We start from the raw sequence: 15,672 nt of genomic DNA on the forward strand, positions 1-15,672 counted from the left end.
GGACGGGCCGTGAATACTGCCCTGGCCGGGAGTGCGTTTTCTAGTTGGCTATGAGAAATAGCGATGGATGGCTCAATGAGGTTTCATGAAACCGTCAAGCTTCAGCGTTCCTGGATTCCTGACGCGGCGCCCCGTGGTCGTGGGGGTGGTCGGGACGTTCCTGCTGAGCCTCGTGCTGCGGCTGCTGTTCCTCGAGGCGTCGATGGATAGGAATTGGCCGTTCTCCATCTTCTTCTACGGGGACTCGCGCTTCTTCCACACCTATGCCCTCGACTGGGCCCGGGGGCGGCCCGCGCAGGCGTCGCTCCCGTACCACCCGCCGTTGTTCCCCTGGAGCCTCGGGCTGCTGTACCAGCTCCTGGGGGAGCCGCGAGGCAGCGCCCATCCCTACAAGCTGAGCCTGGCGCTGTTGAACTCGGCCACGGTGGCCTTCACCTGGTGGTGGTGGCGCCGGGTGCTCGGAGTGGGGTGGAGCCTGCTGGCCGCGGTGCTCTTCTCGGCCAGCTTCGGCTGGCTGGTGCTCTCGACGACGTACAGCAACGAGGTGCTGTACGTGCTCTTCCTGTCGGCCACGTGCTGGCTGATGCTCGAGCACCGGAGCGAGCTGCCGTGGCGGGGCGCGGTGCTCTTGGGCGGGGTGATGGGGCTGGGCGCGCTGACCCGGGCCGAGCACCTGCATCTGTGGCCCTTCCTGCTCGTCTACGCCTGGCTCCACCGGGACCGGCGAGCCCCGGTGCGCGCGCAACTCGTGCGGTGGGCGGGGGCGGTGGGCGTGTCCCTGGTGGTGCTCGCGCCGTGGGCGCTCCACAACGCGCGCGTGCTCCAGGAGCTCAACGCGCGCACGCCGGAGCTCGAGCCGTTGCCGGTGGTGGCTCCGGTCACCGTCTACGGCCCCATCAACTTCGCCATGGCCAACCACGCCGGGGCCACGGGTGGCTTCACTCCGGACCTGGTCAACGGGCTCGGCCAGGACGGGCGGCTGGACGCGTCGAATTCCTCCCAGCGCCACCTGCTGCTGCACGGCTACGCGGAAGGACTGCGGTGGATGGGCGAGCACCCCGCCGACGCAGCCCGCCTGCTGGCCGCCAAGCTGGGGCGTTGGCTGGACGGCCTGAGCCTGGGGTTTGGCGCCTCCAACCTGCCTGGAGGACTCGAGGGGGCCCGCGCGCCGGTGGATGTCTTCGTCCCGGAGAGCACCTGGCTGAAGTGGCCGCTCGCGCTGCTGCTCCTGGTAGGGGCGGGGCTCTCGTTGCGCGCGCCGCACCGGGTTTTCAGCCTGTTCACCCTGGTGCTGCTGCACCGCGCGCTCATCACCCTGGCCTTCTTTGGGTACACGCGCGGCATGCTGGTCCTCTTTCCCGCGCTGCTGCCGCTGCTCCTGCTGCCCCTGAAGGCCTTCACCGACAGCCGCCCCTCGCTGGCCGGGAGACTTCCGGCGCTCGCCTCGTGCGCCCTCCTGCTGTTATGGCTCGAGGCTGGGACGCTCGCCCTGCGCGGTCCTCGCGACTTCATGGCAAGCGGCAGCACCGACCGGGTGAGCGGCAAGCTCATCCAGGACGATTGGGTACGGCTCTGGCCGAAGCCCTGAGCGGGCTGGCGCCCTCCGGGAGTGCTCCCCAGCTTTGCACGAGCCCGCGGCAGATCCGGTTTGACGGTGGGCGGCGGCCTCGACATTCTCGCGCGCGCGAGGTGCCGCCGATGTTCGAGTACAGTCCGGCCTGGCCGCATGGAGCGCTCGAGGCCGCGTTCCCCGAGGTGTTCTTCGTCGTCGGGACCAACAAGACGTCCCACGCTGGCGTCGACTTCCAGACCAGCCGGACGATGACCGTGGTCCGCGAGGCCGGCGCGCTGACGCTGCTGAACACGGTCCGCCTCGACGACGACGGGCTGCGCGCGCTCGAGGGCCTCGGCGAGGTCCGCCACGTCGTCCGCCTGGGGGCGTTCCACGGCCGCGACGACCCGTTCTACTGCGACCGCTACGGCGCGACGCTGTGGGCGCTGCCGGCGGTGACCCATGCCGACGGCCGCGCGACCGGGCGCCCGCTGGCCGAGGGTGGCCCATTCCCGCTCGCCAACGGCTCGGTGTTTGTATTCGAGTCGGCGTGCTTTCCCGAGGCTGCGGTCCTGCTCGCCCGCGAGGGCGGAATCTTGATCACCTGCGACGCGATCCAGAACTGGACGCACGTCGATCGCTTCTTCTCGCCGGAGTGCGGGGCGATGTTCGTCGCGCAGGGGCTGATCCGCCCCGCGAACCTCCCGTCGACGTGGCTCGGTGCCTGCAAGCCGCGCGTGGACGACTTCCGCCGCCTGCTCGCGCTGCCGTTCCGCCACCTGATCAGCGCCCATGGCGAGCCGCTGCGCGACGAGGCTCACGCCCGCGTCGCCGCGAGTGTCGCTATGGCGTTCCCGGGTTGAGCGAGGCGGCAGCCATCGGCGACCGCCGGAGTGATGGGCTCGCGGGCGGCGTGTGTCCCGCGCCGCGTGAGCCCTTATGGTTGTGCCGACCGACCCTATTGCCTCGAGCGGACCCTTTCCAGGGTCTGGCCTAGTAGAAGCGCAGCGAGGTGGTGAGGTTGTCGAACGCGAGCGGCGTGTTGGCGCTGGTCGGCGCGGAGAAGGATGCGCCCGTGCAGTTGGTACCGTCGTAGAAGGTCACCCCACAGCCAGCGAGGCGGAAGGACGTGGTGAGGTTGTTCGAGGCCGCCGGAAGGTTGATGCACTGGCCCACCACGCCCGTCACCGGCCAGGGGTTGAGCGTCGGCCCGGAGAAGTTGGCGCTATCGAGCAGGTACGCGTAGCACGTGGCCATCGCGTGCACCTCTCCGGGCTTCCCGGCCGTCTCCGTCTCCACGGGAGCCACGTCGGGGCTCGAGTCACTCCCACCGCAGGCGGCCAGCGACAGGGTGCACACAACCATCAGGGGCAGGCGAAGCGTCTTCATGGACTCAACTCCAGGTGTCCTGGATGGATCAGTCCTCCAGGTTCACTCGGAGTATGTCTCTTTGTTTCCGGGTTTTTCAAGGAAGAAGCGGCTAGGTCTGGATATGTGGAAACGCGGAGCCCATGTTTCCTGATGTGCTGGAGGTCGAGGTTCCCTCATCCGTTTGAGAGGACCTCGGAGCGCAGCTGAGGGAAGACCTTGCCCACCTTGCCGAGCAGATAGTCACCATAGGTGCCCTGGAAGGCGTGGACGCTCCGCCGGTCCCAGCGCTCGTGGGAGTCCTCGGTGGTGGTGACGCCGCGCAGGGCGGGAGCCTCGAGCGGACGGACCTCGGTGCTCCAGCCCGGATCGAAGAAGAAGGGCAGGGACAGGCGGTCCCGCCCGGAGCGGTTGATCACCCGGTGGGGCGTGGAGCGGTACACGCCCCGGGTCATGCGGTCGAGCATGTCGCCGATGTTGCAGACGAACGAGCCGGCGAGAGGGGGCGCGTCCACCCAGCGCACCTCGCCGCCCGCGCGGGACTTCACCTGGAGTCCGCCAGCTTCGTCCTGCTTGAGGATGGTGAGCACGCCATAGTCGGTGTGCTCTCCCACGCCCCAGGCGGGCTGTCCGTCCTCGGCGGTGCTGGGGCCGGGTGGGTAGTTGAAGATGCGGAAGAGCACGAGCGGATCGGCCATGAAACCCGTGACGAAGTGGTCCTCCGGCAAGCCGAGGCTCAGCGCGATGCCGCCCATGAGCGAGTGCCCGAGGCGGGTGAGCGCGGCCAGGTAGTCGAGCACGGCCTCACGCAGGCTGGACGGCTCCCGAGGAAAGAGGTTGGAGCCATGGAGCGGGGTGCCCGCGCGCACGAGCGGGTGCTCGGGGCCGAGCTCGGTGCCGAAGTAGAGGCCCTCCTTGCGGTCGGGACGGCCCGAGGTCAGCTCACCTCCCACGGGGAAGTAGCCCCGCCAGGCGGACCCGCCGTGCGCCATGCGGATGGCCATCTTCTCCTCGACGGACAGCGCGAAGAAGCGGCGGCTCAGGGTCTCCAGGCGCTGCTGGAGGGCCTCCTCGACGCCATGGCCGACGACGTAGAAGAAGCCACTCTCCCGGCAGGCGGCGCCGAGCTGTTCCGCGACGGCCTGGCGCGCGGAGTCCTCCGACGTGCGGTCCACGAGTGCGCGGACATCGATGACGGGGACCTGCTGGAATTCACCAGAAGGGGAGTGGGGGCTCATGGCGGGGGTCTCCTTCACTTCTTCTCCAGGGGCAGTGGGGCGAGCCGTACCCCGGCGGGGGAGGAGGCATCCTCCCGTGTTTCGACGGCCCGGAGGTAGCTTCATCGGCCCCTTCTCAAGGCTGCGGCGTGTTGAAGCGCCGCAAGAGCTCGGCGAAGGTCGCGAGCTCGTCGGTGCTCCAGTGCGCGGTCCGCTGGAGGAACACCTGCCCCTTCTGCTCGAAGACCTTCTTCATCCGCTTCTCCCCCAGGGGCGTCAGGGACAGGATCGTCGCACGGCGATCCTCCGGGTCCGGTGCCGCGCGAAGAATGCCCACCGCCTTGAGGTCGCGGATCAGCCGGCTCACTGCGCTCTTGTCCATGGCCACTCCCTCGGCGATCGCTCCAGCATGGGCCGGGCCGAACGCATGGAGCCACCGCACGACATGGAACGCCGCGGGTTGTAGATCGGGATGGACCTGCGCCGCCGATGCGGCTGTCAAGGCCCTGGCGGCGGAGAGCAGCGCACCGAGCTGCTCTCCCACGGAGGCGAGGAGTTGTTCGCGAACGTCATCGTCGCCACGGTCCTGCTTCAGGCCAGTAGCCATCTGGGGCGAAGGCCGGGATGTGCGTGTACCCCTCAGGCGCTCTGCACACCCGGCGTCATGGCCGGTGGATGCAGTGTCGTTCCTGTGCTCATCGGCTCAGCGTCTGTCCGTCGTGGCTTGCCGGTCCGCGGCTCTCGACAGAGAGCTGATGCTCTCCCGTGCGCTCTTGCGTGCGGCCTCGAGCACCTGGCGTTTCGCGCTATCCGTTGCGAGTCCACGCGCGATCATCACCGCCCCGACGCACTGGTTGAGGAGCGCGAAGGCGGCCGATGCGTCGCCCACCTTCTCTGAGAGGACAGCCAACAACTCCAGGAGCGCGCGCTCGAACACCGCTTTCGTCTCGGCCGGAGCGCGGCCAATCTCCGAAGCCAGTGCCGGCAGCACGCATCCCGACTCCGGGTGCCGCACATGCGCAAGGCTGAGGTAGGCGTCGATGGCGAGGTACAGCTGCTCTTCAGTGCGTGGCTCGATGGTGGAGAAGCGGCTGCGCGTCGCCTCGAGCTCCGTCTCGATGATGGCGGACAGCAGCTCGCCCTTGCCTTCGAAGTGCCGGTAGAACGCGCCGCTGGTGAGTCCCGCCGCGCTCGCGAGCGCATCCACTCCGCTGCCCGCGAACCCTTGTTGCTTCGCGAGCGAAGAGCTGGCTCGCACGAGCTTCTCACGGGACCGCGACTTCTGTTCGGGGGGATAGCGCATGGGGCGTCGATGAGATAACGTTCGTTATCCTTTTGACAAGGGTCCCCTCTATGGCCACTGAGCAGACCGCCTGCATCCTGTGCTCCCGCAACTGCGGGCTCCGTGTCGAAGTCGAGGGCTCTCGCCTCACGAGCATTCGCGGCGACGACGCGCACCCTGTCTCCAAGGGGTACCTCTGTCAAAAGGCCGCGCGGTTGCAGCACTATCAGGAGAACGCGGATCGCCTCGAGCACCCGCTGCGCCGCGAGCCAGACGGCAGCTTCGTGCGCGTGGGTTGGGACGAGGCGCTCGCCGACATCGCCGCCCGGCTGCTCGCGCTTCGTGAGCGGCATGGCGGCCGTGCGTTCGCGTTCTATGGCGGTGGTGGCCAGGGCAATCACCTCGGGGGCGCGTACAGCCGGCAACTCATGAAGGCGATGAAGAGCCGCTTCGTGTACAGCGCGCTCGCCCAGGAGAAGACCGGCGACTTCTGGATCAATGGCCGGCTGTTCGGCGACCAGCGTTGCCACGTGACGGAGGACGTCGAACACGCGGACGTCGTGCTCTTCATCGGAACGAACCCCTTCCAGGCGCACGGCATCCCGAATGCGCGCGACACGCTGCGGGAGCTGAAGAAGGACCCCGCTCGCACGATGGTTGTGATCGACCCGCGCAAGACGGAGACGGCGCGCATGGCCGACGTGCACCTTCAGCTGCGTCCCGGCACCGACGCATTCCTGCTCGCCGCGATGCTCGGCATCATCGTGCGCGACGGCTTGCATGACCGGGCGTTTCTCGCCGAGCGCTGCACTGGGTTCGCGGCGGTCGAGGCCGAGCTCCGGGCGATCCCCATCGAGGAGTTCGTTCGTCGCGCGGATGTGCCTCTTGCTGATGTCGAGCGAGTCGTCCGGACGTTCGCTGGAGCGCGCGCCGCGTGCGTGCGCGTCGACCTGGGGCTGCAGCAGAGCCTCCACAGCACGCTCAACTCGTACCTCGAGAAGCTCCTGTTCCTGCTGACCGGGAACCTCGGCAAGCGCGGAGGGAACAACTTCCACTCGCTTTTCATGCCGATCCTCGGCAACACCGACGAGCGCACCGGCCGGCATGTGCTCACCGCGCATCACCGCATGTTCCCGATCTCTGGGCTGTATCCGCCGAACATCCTGCCCGGGGAGATCGAACACGACGGAGAGGAGCGCGTGCGTGCGCTGTTCATCGACAGCGCCAACCCGGTCCTGACCGCCGCGAACACCGCCGCTTACGAGCGCGCATTCGCGAAGCTCGAGCTGCTCGTTGTCGTGGATGTGGCGATGACGGAGTCGGCACGATTCGCTCACTATGTGCTGCCTGCGGCGACGCAGTTCGAGAAGTGGGAGTGCACGGGGTTCAACCTCGAGTTCCCCGACAACGCGTTCCAGCTCCGCCACCCCCTGTTTCCGCCGCGCGCGGAGGCCTTGCCCGAGCCGGAGATCTACACGCGGCTCCTCGAGGCCATGGGCGAGCTGCCCCGGTCCTTCCCGGTGCTCGAGCGCATCGCGGCGGCCGAGCCCGCCGCCACGAAGCACGCTGGCTTCATCGCCGCGCTTGGCGCGACGCTCGCCGCGAAGCCACGTTGGGCCCCGTATGCCGCGTCGATCGCGTACCGCACGCTGGGGCGGGCGCTCCGAACGTCACGAGCGCACCCGGAGCGCGTTCCGCCCGCCGCCGCGGCGCCCCTCGTCGCGTTGGCGCTCGACCTCGCGATGAGGGACCCCCGTGCGGTCCGCCGCGCAGGGCATCGCGGCAATCGGCTCACCCTGGGCCTGTCACTGTTCCAGACGATTCTCGACAAGGCCGAGGGCACGCTCGTCACGCGGCACGAGCTCGCAGACACCTGGTCGTTCATCCGTCACCAGGACCGTCGCGTGCACCTGGATGTCGCGGAGATGCTCGGTGCGCTTCATGCCCTTCGGGGCGAGCCCGAGGCGCTCCCGGGGCTCGTGCTGCTGGCGGGCGAGCGCCGCGCCTACAACGCCAACCAGATCTTCCGGGATCCCTCCTGGCGGAAGATCGACCCCGACGGCGCGATGCGCATGCACCCCGACGACGCGCGTGAGCGCGGACTCTCCTCGGGCTCGCGTGCGATTTGCGAGTCGGACACCGGACAGGTCGAGGTCACGATCGAGCTCGACGACTCACTGCGCTCTGGGATGGTCACGCTCCCCCACGGCTACGGGATGCGCTACCGCGGCGGAGCCCCCGTCGGCCCTCAGATCAACCGCCTCACGGCGAGTGACCACTGCGATCCGCTCGCGCGCACGCCCTTTCACAAGCACGTTCCGGTTCGAGTCACACGGATAGGGTGATGCTCACCCCTTTGTCTGTGCCCTCTCGACGAGCGCGCGCAGAGCGTCGGATAAGCCATGCAGCCGGCGCAGCGCGCGCTCATGGTCCTGATTGCCGAGGTCGCGCCAGATCGCGGCCTGTGTCGTGGCCAGGCCTTCGAGCGTGAACGGGTAGGTCGCGGATTCGGCAAGGGCGCCCTTCTCGTTGATGAGGTAGCGGCCATTCAAGGCAAACAGCGTCTGTGCCAGGCAGCAGAGCGCCCGGTAGGCGCAGCCCGCGATGTGCGTCTGATCAGCGCGCCTGGCTGCGATATCGGCATTCTCGATGGCAAAGCCCACCTCCCAACCGAAGCGGGTAATCAACGCATCCCTGAGCACCTCCGGGTAGGGCGAGGTTTCGCCTTTCAGCTTCGCGATGCAGCCAGACGGATCGAAGAGCGGCTGACAGGTCGCGACCTCCCCCATCCAGATGACCGAGCAGAAGCCGTGAGGGTGGCCCGGCTGGTAGTTCATCGAGAAGCGGCCCTGCTGCGCTTCGGCGATGACCTCTCGCACGCGCCCGAGATCGCGGTAGATGAGATCGACCTCCACGCCCGAGATGGTGAGCCATCCGCCGCCGTTGATCCACGGCCCCCACTCGCCAATCCGGGTCACCGTCGACGAGGGCTCATCGACGAGCGGGGCAATGGCGGCCTGGAGGGCCGTGACATCGAGCGGCGCGTCGGGCTCGTAGTACAGGCCGAGGTCGTAGTCCGAAGCGGGGCCCGCCGTGCCCCGCCCGCGCGAACCGCCGAGCACGAGCGCTGTCAGGCCCTGGACGGGCCGGAGTGCTTCGACCAAACGGGCAATCACTGGATGTTCCATCCTCTCAATCTGGCATCCCGCGAACTGCGTGGCCACGCAATGCGTCAAAGCCCTGGGAAGAAACCGCTCGGGGCCTCGCGCCGATAATCCCAGCAGACGTTCGCCTTGAAACGAGACCTGCCATGACCGTCCGGATCCCGCCTTCCTCCCAGCCTCGGACCTCCCAGACCTCCAAAACGGAGACCGCGAAGGCCCCTCCAAAGCCCGCCGAGAACAAAGTGGCCGCGGAGCTGATGAAGGACCGGATGGACCTCTTCAAGACGGTCAAGGCGCCAGTCAAGCAGCTGTTCAACGACTTCAAGCTGCCTGAGAAGCTCGGCAGCCAGCGCACCACGGAAGACGCTCTCGCGGAGATGGACTCCCTCTTTCTGGGGCCGGAGACCAACGGCTCCTCGGAAGGAGGCGCCACGGTGGTGCGGGATGCGCCGAACGTGAATGACCGCCGCGACACCGGCGGAGGACTCGGCGGAATCGACCTGGGCGGCGTCCTCGGAAAGGGCAAGACCCCCAGCCGCAAGGAGGCCGCCGAGGCCCAGCTGGAGGCCAACGCCGCGCTCGAGCAGGAGCAGCTGGCGAAGATGTCCCCCGAGGATCGAGCCCGCTACGAGGCGGTGAAGCAGTCCTGCCTCGACGCGGGCGATCCGGTGGCGGCGCTCTCCCTGCAGAAGCTGCTCTTCGAGGGCAAGCTGCCCGGCGAGGAGGCGCTGGTGGGCGGAGGCACACTGCTGGAGCAGCTGGCCACGGCGGCCGATCCCAACACCCCCATGGTGGAGGGCCTCGACCGGGGCGCCTTCCTCTGTGATCTGGTGCAGGAGCTGGCCACCCCCAGCGCCATCAACCAGGGCAGCGTGGGCACTTGCGCACCCACCACCATCGCGATCGATCTGGCGATGCAGAATCCCGCCGAGTACGCGCGCATCGCCTTGGGGCTCGCCAGCCCCAGCGGAGAGGTCGAGCTGGCCGGAGGCCAGACGCTCGAGCGCGAGGCGGGCACCGTCCTGGATGACGGCAAGGGCCGCTCCAACGTGCAGCGGTTGATGGGCTCGGCCTTCATGGAGATGGCCAACGGCGATCGCAACTACATCAACTCGACGGAACAGGGCGATGGCGCCTGGTCCAACGATCTGGATGTCCTCTACGAGGCGGTGTGGGGCCGTACCATGTCGGACAAGCGGCTGCTCACCGCTGAGCAGCGTGCCGGCGCCATGGACATCATCGACACCCAGCTGGCGGCTGGCCGCAACGTGCCGGTGGCGGTGTCCTGGGGCGACGGCTACCACAAGCTGCTCGTCACTGGCACCGAGACAATCGATGGCCAGGAGTACATCAAGTACATCAACCCCTGGGGCCGCGAGGAGCGCATGCCCCGCGAGGAGTTCGAGGCTCGCCTGGCGGACATCAACTACGATCCGAGAGCGCAGCTGCAGGCCATCCTCGGCGGCTTGGGTGGCGGGAGTTCCCCGCAGCCGAAGCCCACGCCATCGCACCGTTCGGATAGCGACCTGGATCGCGAGCGGTTGCAGCGGTACACGCAGGTGCGCGGCTAGAGGAGTGTCCACGAAGTTCGTGGACATCGTCGTGTTGCGCATGCTCCCTCTCCCTTTGGGAGAGGCTGGCTTTCAGAGGTTGACCCGCATTCGTCAGCCGGAAGCCTTGCCTGCAGGATGAAGCGCCCAGGAGGGCCCGGGAGCGCCCTCATCCCAGAAATCGATTCCCGGCGGGATTTTTGCGCGGCTGCGCTGCGCCAGATGTCACAACCGGTTTCGGAGACCTATCGGCTTTTGGCGGGTAATCCAGTATTCGTTCAGGACTTCCCAGATGACGCGAGGGGGCCTCCGGCCGCTCCCTCGACGGAGGATACACATGCATCGGATGCTCTTGATCGCGGTCGTCGCAGTGCTGGGCACGGGGTGTGGTGGTGCAGAGATGGACGACTCCACCGACCTTTCGTCGGAGGAGCTCGGGACCTCCTCGTCGGAGTTGGCGGCGCTCGAGCTCAACGAGGCCAGCGCCTCGGTCAGCTACAGCTACGACATCGTCAACTTCGTCTACGACCCGAACATGTTCCCAGGTGAGGTTGGGCGCGGCGGCTACCAGCGTGATGGCGACAAGATTGGCATGGCCGACTCCTACGGCGACGGAATGCGGATCGGCGTGCATTGGCGCCTCGGCGACGGCTCGCGTCGTGGCCTCTGCTACTGGACGGGCGGCGCGGGCACCCATGGCGGCTGCAACAAGGACTTCCCCGAGGGAAAGCGGTTCGAGTTCCGCGTCGGCCGCTGCAACGGGAGCAAGTACTCGTGCGGCGACCCGGCCCAGAGCGGGAGCGGCTGGCAGAACTGGTCGGACTGGTCCTCGACCGGGACCTGACGAGCGTCCTCTGCTGCAGCCGGAAGGCGGCGCTCGAGTTGAGCGTCGCCCAGGAGTAGGGGGCTCAGGGCGCGGGAGCTAGCTGAGCGTCAAGGAAGGCCCAGCGCAGGGTGATCCACTGGCGGATGTATTCCACCTCCTCGTCGAAGGTGGTGAAGTCCGTCCGGTGGGACCAGAGCGGGAAACTCCGGTACTGGGCCATCCACCGGGCTTCGTCGCGCCGGGCGCTTGGGGCGAGCTCACTGGCGAGCTCATCGAGACGCGCATGGAGCAGGACGGGAGAGAACTCCTGGGACAGCCCCTCCCGGAGGCGGGCCCGGAGCGGCCCCGCGAAGGTCGGCTCCGCGAGCAGACGCCGGAACATCTCGTTGTCGGCCCCGGTGTCGAGCGCCGCGGTGGGCCGCAGGCGCTGTGTCTTCCACGTCTGTCCGAAAGTCCCGTCCAGGTCCCAGGGGATGTAGCGCCAGGGCCCCTGCTGGGGATCGTGGTAGTGGTAGGCGTTCTTCACGTCCGAGTCGATCGCCACCAGCAGGGTGACGAAGGCCCACCAGTTTTCGTAGTCACGCTGGCTGAAGAGCTGAGGTCCCTCGGTGCGGAAGGACGCGTCACTGGTGGTGGCCACGAAGCGGACGAAGGCGTCGAGGTCGTCGAAGTCGTCGAAGGCTCCCGGCTCGCCCGCTTCCGGCTTGCCGTCCTGTTTCACGAAGCCCGCATGCGGGGAGGACTTGGGCTGGCCGAGCTTGTCCACCAGACGGAAGTCAGCCGCCCCGGTATCGGCCTTGTAGAGGTTGCCGTTCACACTCAACCCCTGGGCCTTCATCAGGTGCTTGTTGACATGGTCCGCCAGCGTGTAGAGCCCGTGGTAGACCCCGTCGAGGTACACCACCACGCTGAAGGTCTTCACCTGAATGCTCTCGGGCGCGAGCCGGCCCCACAGCTCGAAGCCCATCCGCGCACGCAGGTACGAGTTGTCGTTGAAGGTGTTGATGAGCACCAGAGAGCGCCGGTTCGTGAATCCCCCTGCCCGTGCGGGCTCCTGGAAGGGATCCTGCTCGGAGAACTTCAGGGTGTAGCTATTCTTCGGAAAGGCCAGGGAACTGCTGCCGCGCAGCTTCCCCTCCGAGGCATAGGAGTGGCCGCCATAGATGACGGTGAGGGGCACGTGGTTGTCTGGGTTGAGCTGCGACGCGCCCTGGAAGTGGATGACCGGCAGCCCATACTCCTCGGTGTACCGGGTGGGCTCCACCGGCACGTTGCGCGGGTCTCTCCAATTGTCCGCTACGCCGATCTTCACCGTGCTGGACTGCTTCTTCTTGCTGTCCAGGGTAATCACATACACGCCGGCCTGGTCGAGCCCCGGCGTCCAGTGCAGCGTCGCCGTCTTCTTGTCGTAGGAGGCCCCGGGTGGCAGGTCCTCGAGGTGGAAGGTGGACCCCTTCGCGGCTGTCCCATCGGCACAGGACACCCGCACGGAGAGCGTCTCCCCCTCCTCGAGCCAATGGGGTCCCCCCGCTGCCGGAACACACGGTGCTTCGGCTTTGTCGTCCTCGTCCCCGAGCGGGAGTGCGCTCGGTCGAGCCTCCTGGAGCCCGAGGCTCCCACCCGCTGTCTCTACGTTTTCACAGCCCAGGACGCACCCCAAGAGCAGGGCGCCCACCCCAATTCGCATTGACGTCATGTGTTCCCCCATCAACCGGTACCGGGAGGTGGGGATGAACACTCAGGCAATCAACACACCCCGGAGCGCCCCCGACATGTACAGCCGTACACGATCTCGGGGCCAGGGATGACCCTCCGGTGTAGGTAACCGGGGCGAGCCCAGGTCTCCTGGCAGGTCCTGAAGCAGCTGAAAGGAGTCTTGCTCAGAGCTCGGCGCCAGCGAAAGCGAGCACCTCGCGGACGAAAAGCTCGGGCGCCGTGAGCATGGCGAAGTGACCCTGGTCAGGCAGGACGGTGAGATGGCTGCGCTGGAGCACGCCCTGGAGTGCCTCGGCCACCTCGGTGCAGAGGGAGGGACTGACGCCGCCGCGCATGAGCATGGTCGGCACGGAAAGAGCCGCGTAGCGCTGGAGGTCTCGCCACGCGACTTCCACGACCCGCCCCTCGCGCGCCAGGGTGTGAGCCGAGGCCACCTGTGCGCTCCAGGCTGGCAGGGTCTTCATGCGCTGCACCTCCACCTCGGGCACGCTGATGAGCGCCCGCAGGAACGTCTCGAGCACCTCGGCTTGACGCCCTTCGCGCACGAGCATCTCCATCTGGAGAAGGGCCTCGGGCGAGCCAAAGCGCTCCAGCGGCGCGAACGGGGGCTCATAGAGGATGAGCTTGCCAATGTTGCGCGTGAGCAGCGAGGCTCCCAGCGCGCAGATGCCCCCGAAGGAGTGCCCCAGGAGCACCACTGGACCAGGCACCGCATCCACCAGGGCGGCGAGGTCCTCATACTCTCGCTCGATGCTGTAGGCGGACGTGTCCCCGCTCCGTCCGCGTCCTCGTCGGTCCAGTGCGTACACGGTGAAGCGTGCTGCGAGCGCGGGCAGGACGACATCCCACGTGGAGTGATCGTAGTTCGTCCCGTGCACGAGGACGAGCGACGGTCCCGAGCCGGTGCGCGCGTAGGCGAGCGTGGTGCCATCTCTCGACAGGAAGGTTTCCAAGGCAGCTCCAGAGAGGAAGAATCACGATGTTCAAGCAAAAGAGGACGGACAAGTCACCCCCTGACGCGTCCATTCCCACCCCTGGGAGTGCCGTTGAAACATTCCAAGTTGTTGTTCCTGGCCTCCGGGTGGGAGCAGGATGGAAGGCTCTTCGATACGCGATTGTGTAGGTTGGAAGTAGACGGGACGCGGTCACTTGGGAGGCTGTATGCGACGTCGAGACATCCTGGCCGGAGCAGTTCTACTCGCGACGGGGCTTGTGCCGTCGCGCCTTTGGGCACGTACCGCTTCGGAGCGGTTGCAACCGATCCTCGAACGCTGGACCCAGGACGAGCATCCCGATCTGCACGGTGTTGTTGTTCGCGTCGACGGGGCCGTGGTGGCCGAACGGCACTATCACGGCGCGGATCCACAGGCACTGCACGACATCCGGTCGGCCGGGAAGAGCATCACCTCGCTCCTGGTCGGTGCCGCGATCGATCGCGGACTCCTGGGCGCACGGGATGAGCCGCTCGAACGCTACTGGCCGCAGGTGCGTGGCAGCGCGCTCGGTCGGGCCTCGCTCGTGGATCTTCTGACCATGCGCTCCGGTCTGGCTGCAAACGACGAGGAGCCGGACTCGCCCGGCAACGAAGACCGGATGGATGCCGCGAAGGATCCGGTGGCCTTCCTGCTCGGCATTCCCACCGTCGACCGACCTGGCACGCGCTACGTCTACAACTCGTTGACGTCCTATGCGGTCGGACTGCTGCTGGAACACACGACGGGGAAAAGCCTGCTGGCATTCGCGCGAGAAGCGCTGTTCGAGCCGCTGGGAATCCAACGCGTCGACTGGGCCAGCGACGTAGCCGGCCATACCAAGGGCCAGGGCAATCTGTCCTTGACCACTGGCGATTTCGCCCGGATCGGGCAGGCGCTTCTCGATGGCGGCCGATGGCAGGGGCGGCGGATCCTCCCCTCGAGTTGGATCGAGAAGAGCATGCGGCCGCTCGTCCCGATCGGCTCGGTCGACCCCTATGCCGACGCCTACGGCTATTTCTGGTACACGAAAACACACTCGCTGAAGCGTGGGGCGGTGACCGTGCGGTTCGCGTCAGGCAATGGCGGCAACAAGCTCTATCTCATCCCATCCCGGCGCATGGTCGTGGCGATCACCTCGCGCGCCTACGGACGCGGCTATGGGCAGCGCCGCTCCGAGGCGATTCTGAAGGCACTCCTGTCCGCCTGAGCTCGGACCCGAGGAGATGCCAAAGCCGCCCTTCGCGCGTCTTGGAGCGGATTGTCATCTCCTCCTACGGCCTCTGCGCTGCTGTATTGACGGCTTCATGCTCGGTGCAGTAGTCACCGCGGCCCACCACAACAAGGGGGCAATCATGAAGCGTTCGATTCTGGTGTGTGTCACGGCCGTTGCGCTCTCGGGCTCTGCCTGGGCTCAGAACAAGGAGCAGAAGCCCGCGGAGCAGAAGCCCGCCGCTACGTCCGCGCAGGCGCCCGCGATGGACCTGACGAAATTTGGTCCGGGGGCTCGCAAGCCCACCAACGAGAAGCAGACGAAGAAGGAGGTCACGGAGTTCTTCAAGCAGCAGGAGGAACTCGGGAAGAAGGGCGATATGGAGGCGTCGCTCGCGTCGTACGACTTCCCCGTCTACATGATGACCGATGATCTGAAGGGTGTGCCCGAGGCCCAGGCTTACAGCCGCGAGGAGTATGTCGCGATGATGACGCCCTTCTTCGAGAACATGCCGAAGGACCTGAAGATGACCCACAAGCCGACGATCTTCGTCCTCTCGGACTCGCTGGTGACCGTGATTGACGACTTCACGATGACCCAGGGCAAGCAGAAGATCACCGGCCGCAATACCTCCCTGCTCGTGAAGCGTGACGGCCAGTGGAAGTGGAAGACGATGGTCGAAGCCGGCTATGGCGGAATGCCTCCCGAGGGCGCCGGCGGCGGTGCGCAGACTCCTCCCGAGGGCAAGAAGTAGGAGCGCTGCGCGCACCGAGCCGAGAGGAGGAGGACCTGTCCTCCGGTTGCTACGAGAGG

At 67.2% G+C, this 15,672-nt stretch carries 14 protein-coding genes; 7 read left to right on the forward strand and 7 right to left on the reverse strand.

The window, feature by feature from the left end:
• Window positions 1-85 precede the first annotated feature (85 nt).
• The gene (locus OV287_RS15420; RefSeq protein WP_267534775.1) at window positions 86-1,588 is read left to right on the forward strand and encodes a glycosyltransferase family 39 protein; all 1,503 of its coding nucleotides are present in this window, start codon (window positions 86-88) and stop codon (window positions 1,586-1,588) included.
• A gap of 110 nt (window positions 1,589-1,698) precedes the next feature.
• The gene (locus OV287_RS15425) at window positions 1,699-2,415 is read left to right on the forward strand and encodes a hypothetical protein (protein WP_267534776.1); all 717 of its coding nucleotides are present in this window, start codon (window positions 1,699-1,701) and stop codon (window positions 2,413-2,415) included.
• Window positions 2,416-2,545: 130 nt separating this feature from the next.
• Here OV287_RS15425 and OV287_RS15430 read toward each other — a convergent pair whose 3' ends face one another.
• The 4 genes from OV287_RS15430 to OV287_RS15445 form a co-directional block, all read right to left on the reverse strand.
• Window positions 2,546-2,941, reverse strand: a complete 396-nt coding sequence (locus OV287_RS15430; RefSeq protein ID WP_267534777.1) for a hypothetical protein — start codon at window positions 2,939-2,941, stop codon at window positions 2,546-2,548.
• Between the two features lie 155 nt (window positions 2,942-3,096).
• Entirely contained in the window at window positions 3,097-4,158 is a 1,062-nt protein-coding gene (locus OV287_RS15435) for an isopenicillin N synthase family dioxygenase (protein WP_267534778.1), read from the reverse strand.
• 115 nt (window positions 4,159-4,273) lie between these two features.
• Window positions 4,274-4,744 carry a MarR family winged helix-turn-helix transcriptional regulator gene (locus tag OV287_RS15440; protein WP_267534779.1) on the reverse strand — a complete coding sequence of 157 codons (471 nt, stop codon included), beginning with the start codon at window positions 4,742-4,744 and terminating at the stop codon, window positions 4,274-4,276.
• Between the two features lie 96 nt (window positions 4,745-4,840).
• Window positions 4,841-5,395, reverse strand: a complete 555-nt coding sequence (locus tag OV287_RS15445; protein WP_267534780.1) for a TetR/AcrR family transcriptional regulator — start codon at window positions 5,393-5,395, stop codon at window positions 4,841-4,843.
• Between the two features lie 95 nt (window positions 5,396-5,490).
• On the opposite strand from OV287_RS15445, the gene OV287_RS15450 reads away from it, so the two are divergent.
• Window positions 5,491-7,764 (forward strand): molybdopterin-dependent oxidoreductase, encoded by a 2,274-nt coding sequence (locus tag OV287_RS15450; RefSeq protein WP_267534781.1) that lies wholly within the window; start codon window positions 5,491-5,493, stop codon window positions 7,762-7,764.
• Between the two features lie 3 nt (window positions 7,765-7,767).
• On the opposite strand, the gene OV287_RS15455 is transcribed toward OV287_RS15450, so the two are convergent.
• A complete protein-coding gene (locus tag OV287_RS15455) occupies window positions 7,768-8,643 on the reverse strand; it encodes a nucleotidyltransferase domain-containing protein (protein ID WP_267534782.1) in 876 nt (291 codons plus the stop codon).
• Between the two features lie 86 nt (window positions 8,644-8,729).
• On the opposite strand from OV287_RS15455, the gene OV287_RS15460 reads away from it, so the two are divergent.
• Together OV287_RS15460 and OV287_RS15465 are read left to right on the forward strand one after the other, a co-directional pair.
• Window positions 8,730-10,154 carry a hypothetical protein gene (locus tag OV287_RS15460; protein ID WP_267534783.1) on the forward strand — a complete coding sequence of 475 codons (1,425 nt, stop codon included), beginning with the start codon at window positions 8,730-8,732 and terminating at the stop codon, window positions 10,152-10,154.
• 316 nt (window positions 10,155-10,470) lie between these two features.
• Window positions 10,471-10,977: a hypothetical protein gene (locus tag OV287_RS15465; RefSeq protein ID WP_267534784.1), complete on the forward strand. Its 507-nt coding sequence runs from the start codon at window positions 10,471-10,473 to the stop codon at window positions 10,975-10,977.
• Window positions 10,978-11,041: 64 nt separating this feature from the next.
• Here OV287_RS15465 and OV287_RS15470 read toward each other — a convergent pair whose 3' ends face one another.
• Entirely contained in the window at window positions 11,042-12,448 is a 1,407-nt protein-coding gene (locus OV287_RS15470; RefSeq protein ID WP_267534785.1) for a CotH kinase family protein, read from the reverse strand.
• Window positions 12,449-12,839: 391 nt separating this feature from the next.
• Window positions 12,840-13,628, reverse strand: coding sequence for an alpha/beta fold hydrolase (locus OV287_RS15475; protein ID WP_267534786.1), 789 nt, complete (start codon window positions 13,626-13,628; stop codon window positions 12,840-12,842).
• A gap of 208 nt (window positions 13,629-13,836) precedes the next feature.
• Here OV287_RS15475 and OV287_RS15480 point away from each other — a divergent pair, with 208 nt between their 5' ends.
• Window positions 13,837-14,856 carry a serine hydrolase domain-containing protein gene (locus OV287_RS15480; RefSeq protein ID WP_267534787.1) on the forward strand — a complete coding sequence of 340 codons (1,020 nt, stop codon included), beginning with the start codon at window positions 13,837-13,839 and terminating at the stop codon, window positions 14,854-14,856.
• Window positions 14,857-15,001: 145 nt separating this feature from the next.
• A complete protein-coding gene (locus tag OV287_RS15485; protein ID WP_267534788.1) occupies window positions 15,002-15,613 on the forward strand; it encodes a nuclear transport factor 2 family protein in 612 nt (203 codons plus the stop codon).
• Window positions 15,614-15,672: the final 59 nt, after the last annotated feature.

Origin of the sequence: Archangium lansingense, from assembly GCF_026626635.1 — a bacterium.
GTDB lineage: Bacteria > Myxococcota > Myxococcia > Myxococcales > Myxococcaceae > Archangium > Archangium lansingense.

Excerpts from the sequence above, each read along its gene's own strand:
- OV287_RS15485 (WP_267534788.1), top strand. The coding sequence starts at position 15,002 with ATGAAGCGTTCGATTCTGGTGTGTGTCACGGCCGTTGCGCTCTCGGGC.
- OV287_RS15465 (WP_267534784.1), top strand. The coding sequence starts at position 10,471 with ATGCATCGGATGCTCTTGATCGCGGTCGTCGCAGTGCTGGGCACGGGG.
- OV287_RS15460 (WP_267534783.1), top strand. The coding sequence starts at position 8,730 with ATGACCGTCCGGATCCCGCCTTCCTCCCAGCCTCGGACCTCCCAGACC.
- OV287_RS15440 (WP_267534779.1), bottom strand. The coding sequence starts at position 4,744 with ATGGCTACTGGCCTGAAGCAGGACCGTGGCGACGATGACGTTCGCGAA.
- OV287_RS15480 (WP_267534787.1), top strand. The coding sequence starts at position 13,837 with ATGCGACGTCGAGACATCCTGGCCGGAGCAGTTCTACTCGCGACGGGG.
- OV287_RS15430 (WP_267534777.1), bottom strand. The coding sequence starts at position 2,941 with ATGAAGACGCTTCGCCTGCCCCTGATGGTTGTGTGCACCCTGTCGCTG.
- OV287_RS15435 (WP_267534778.1), bottom strand. The coding sequence starts at position 4,158 with ATGAGCCCCCACTCCCCTTCTGGTGAATTCCAGCAGGTCCCCGTCATC.
- OV287_RS15450 (WP_267534781.1), top strand. The coding sequence starts at position 5,491 with ATGGCCACTGAGCAGACCGCCTGCATCCTGTGCTCCCGCAACTGCGGG.
- OV287_RS15425 (WP_267534776.1), top strand. The coding sequence starts at position 1,699 with ATGTTCGAGTACAGTCCGGCCTGGCCGCATGGAGCGCTCGAGGCCGCG.
- OV287_RS15420 (WP_267534775.1), top strand. The coding sequence starts at position 86 with ATGAAACCGTCAAGCTTCAGCGTTCCTGGATTCCTGACGCGGCGCCCC.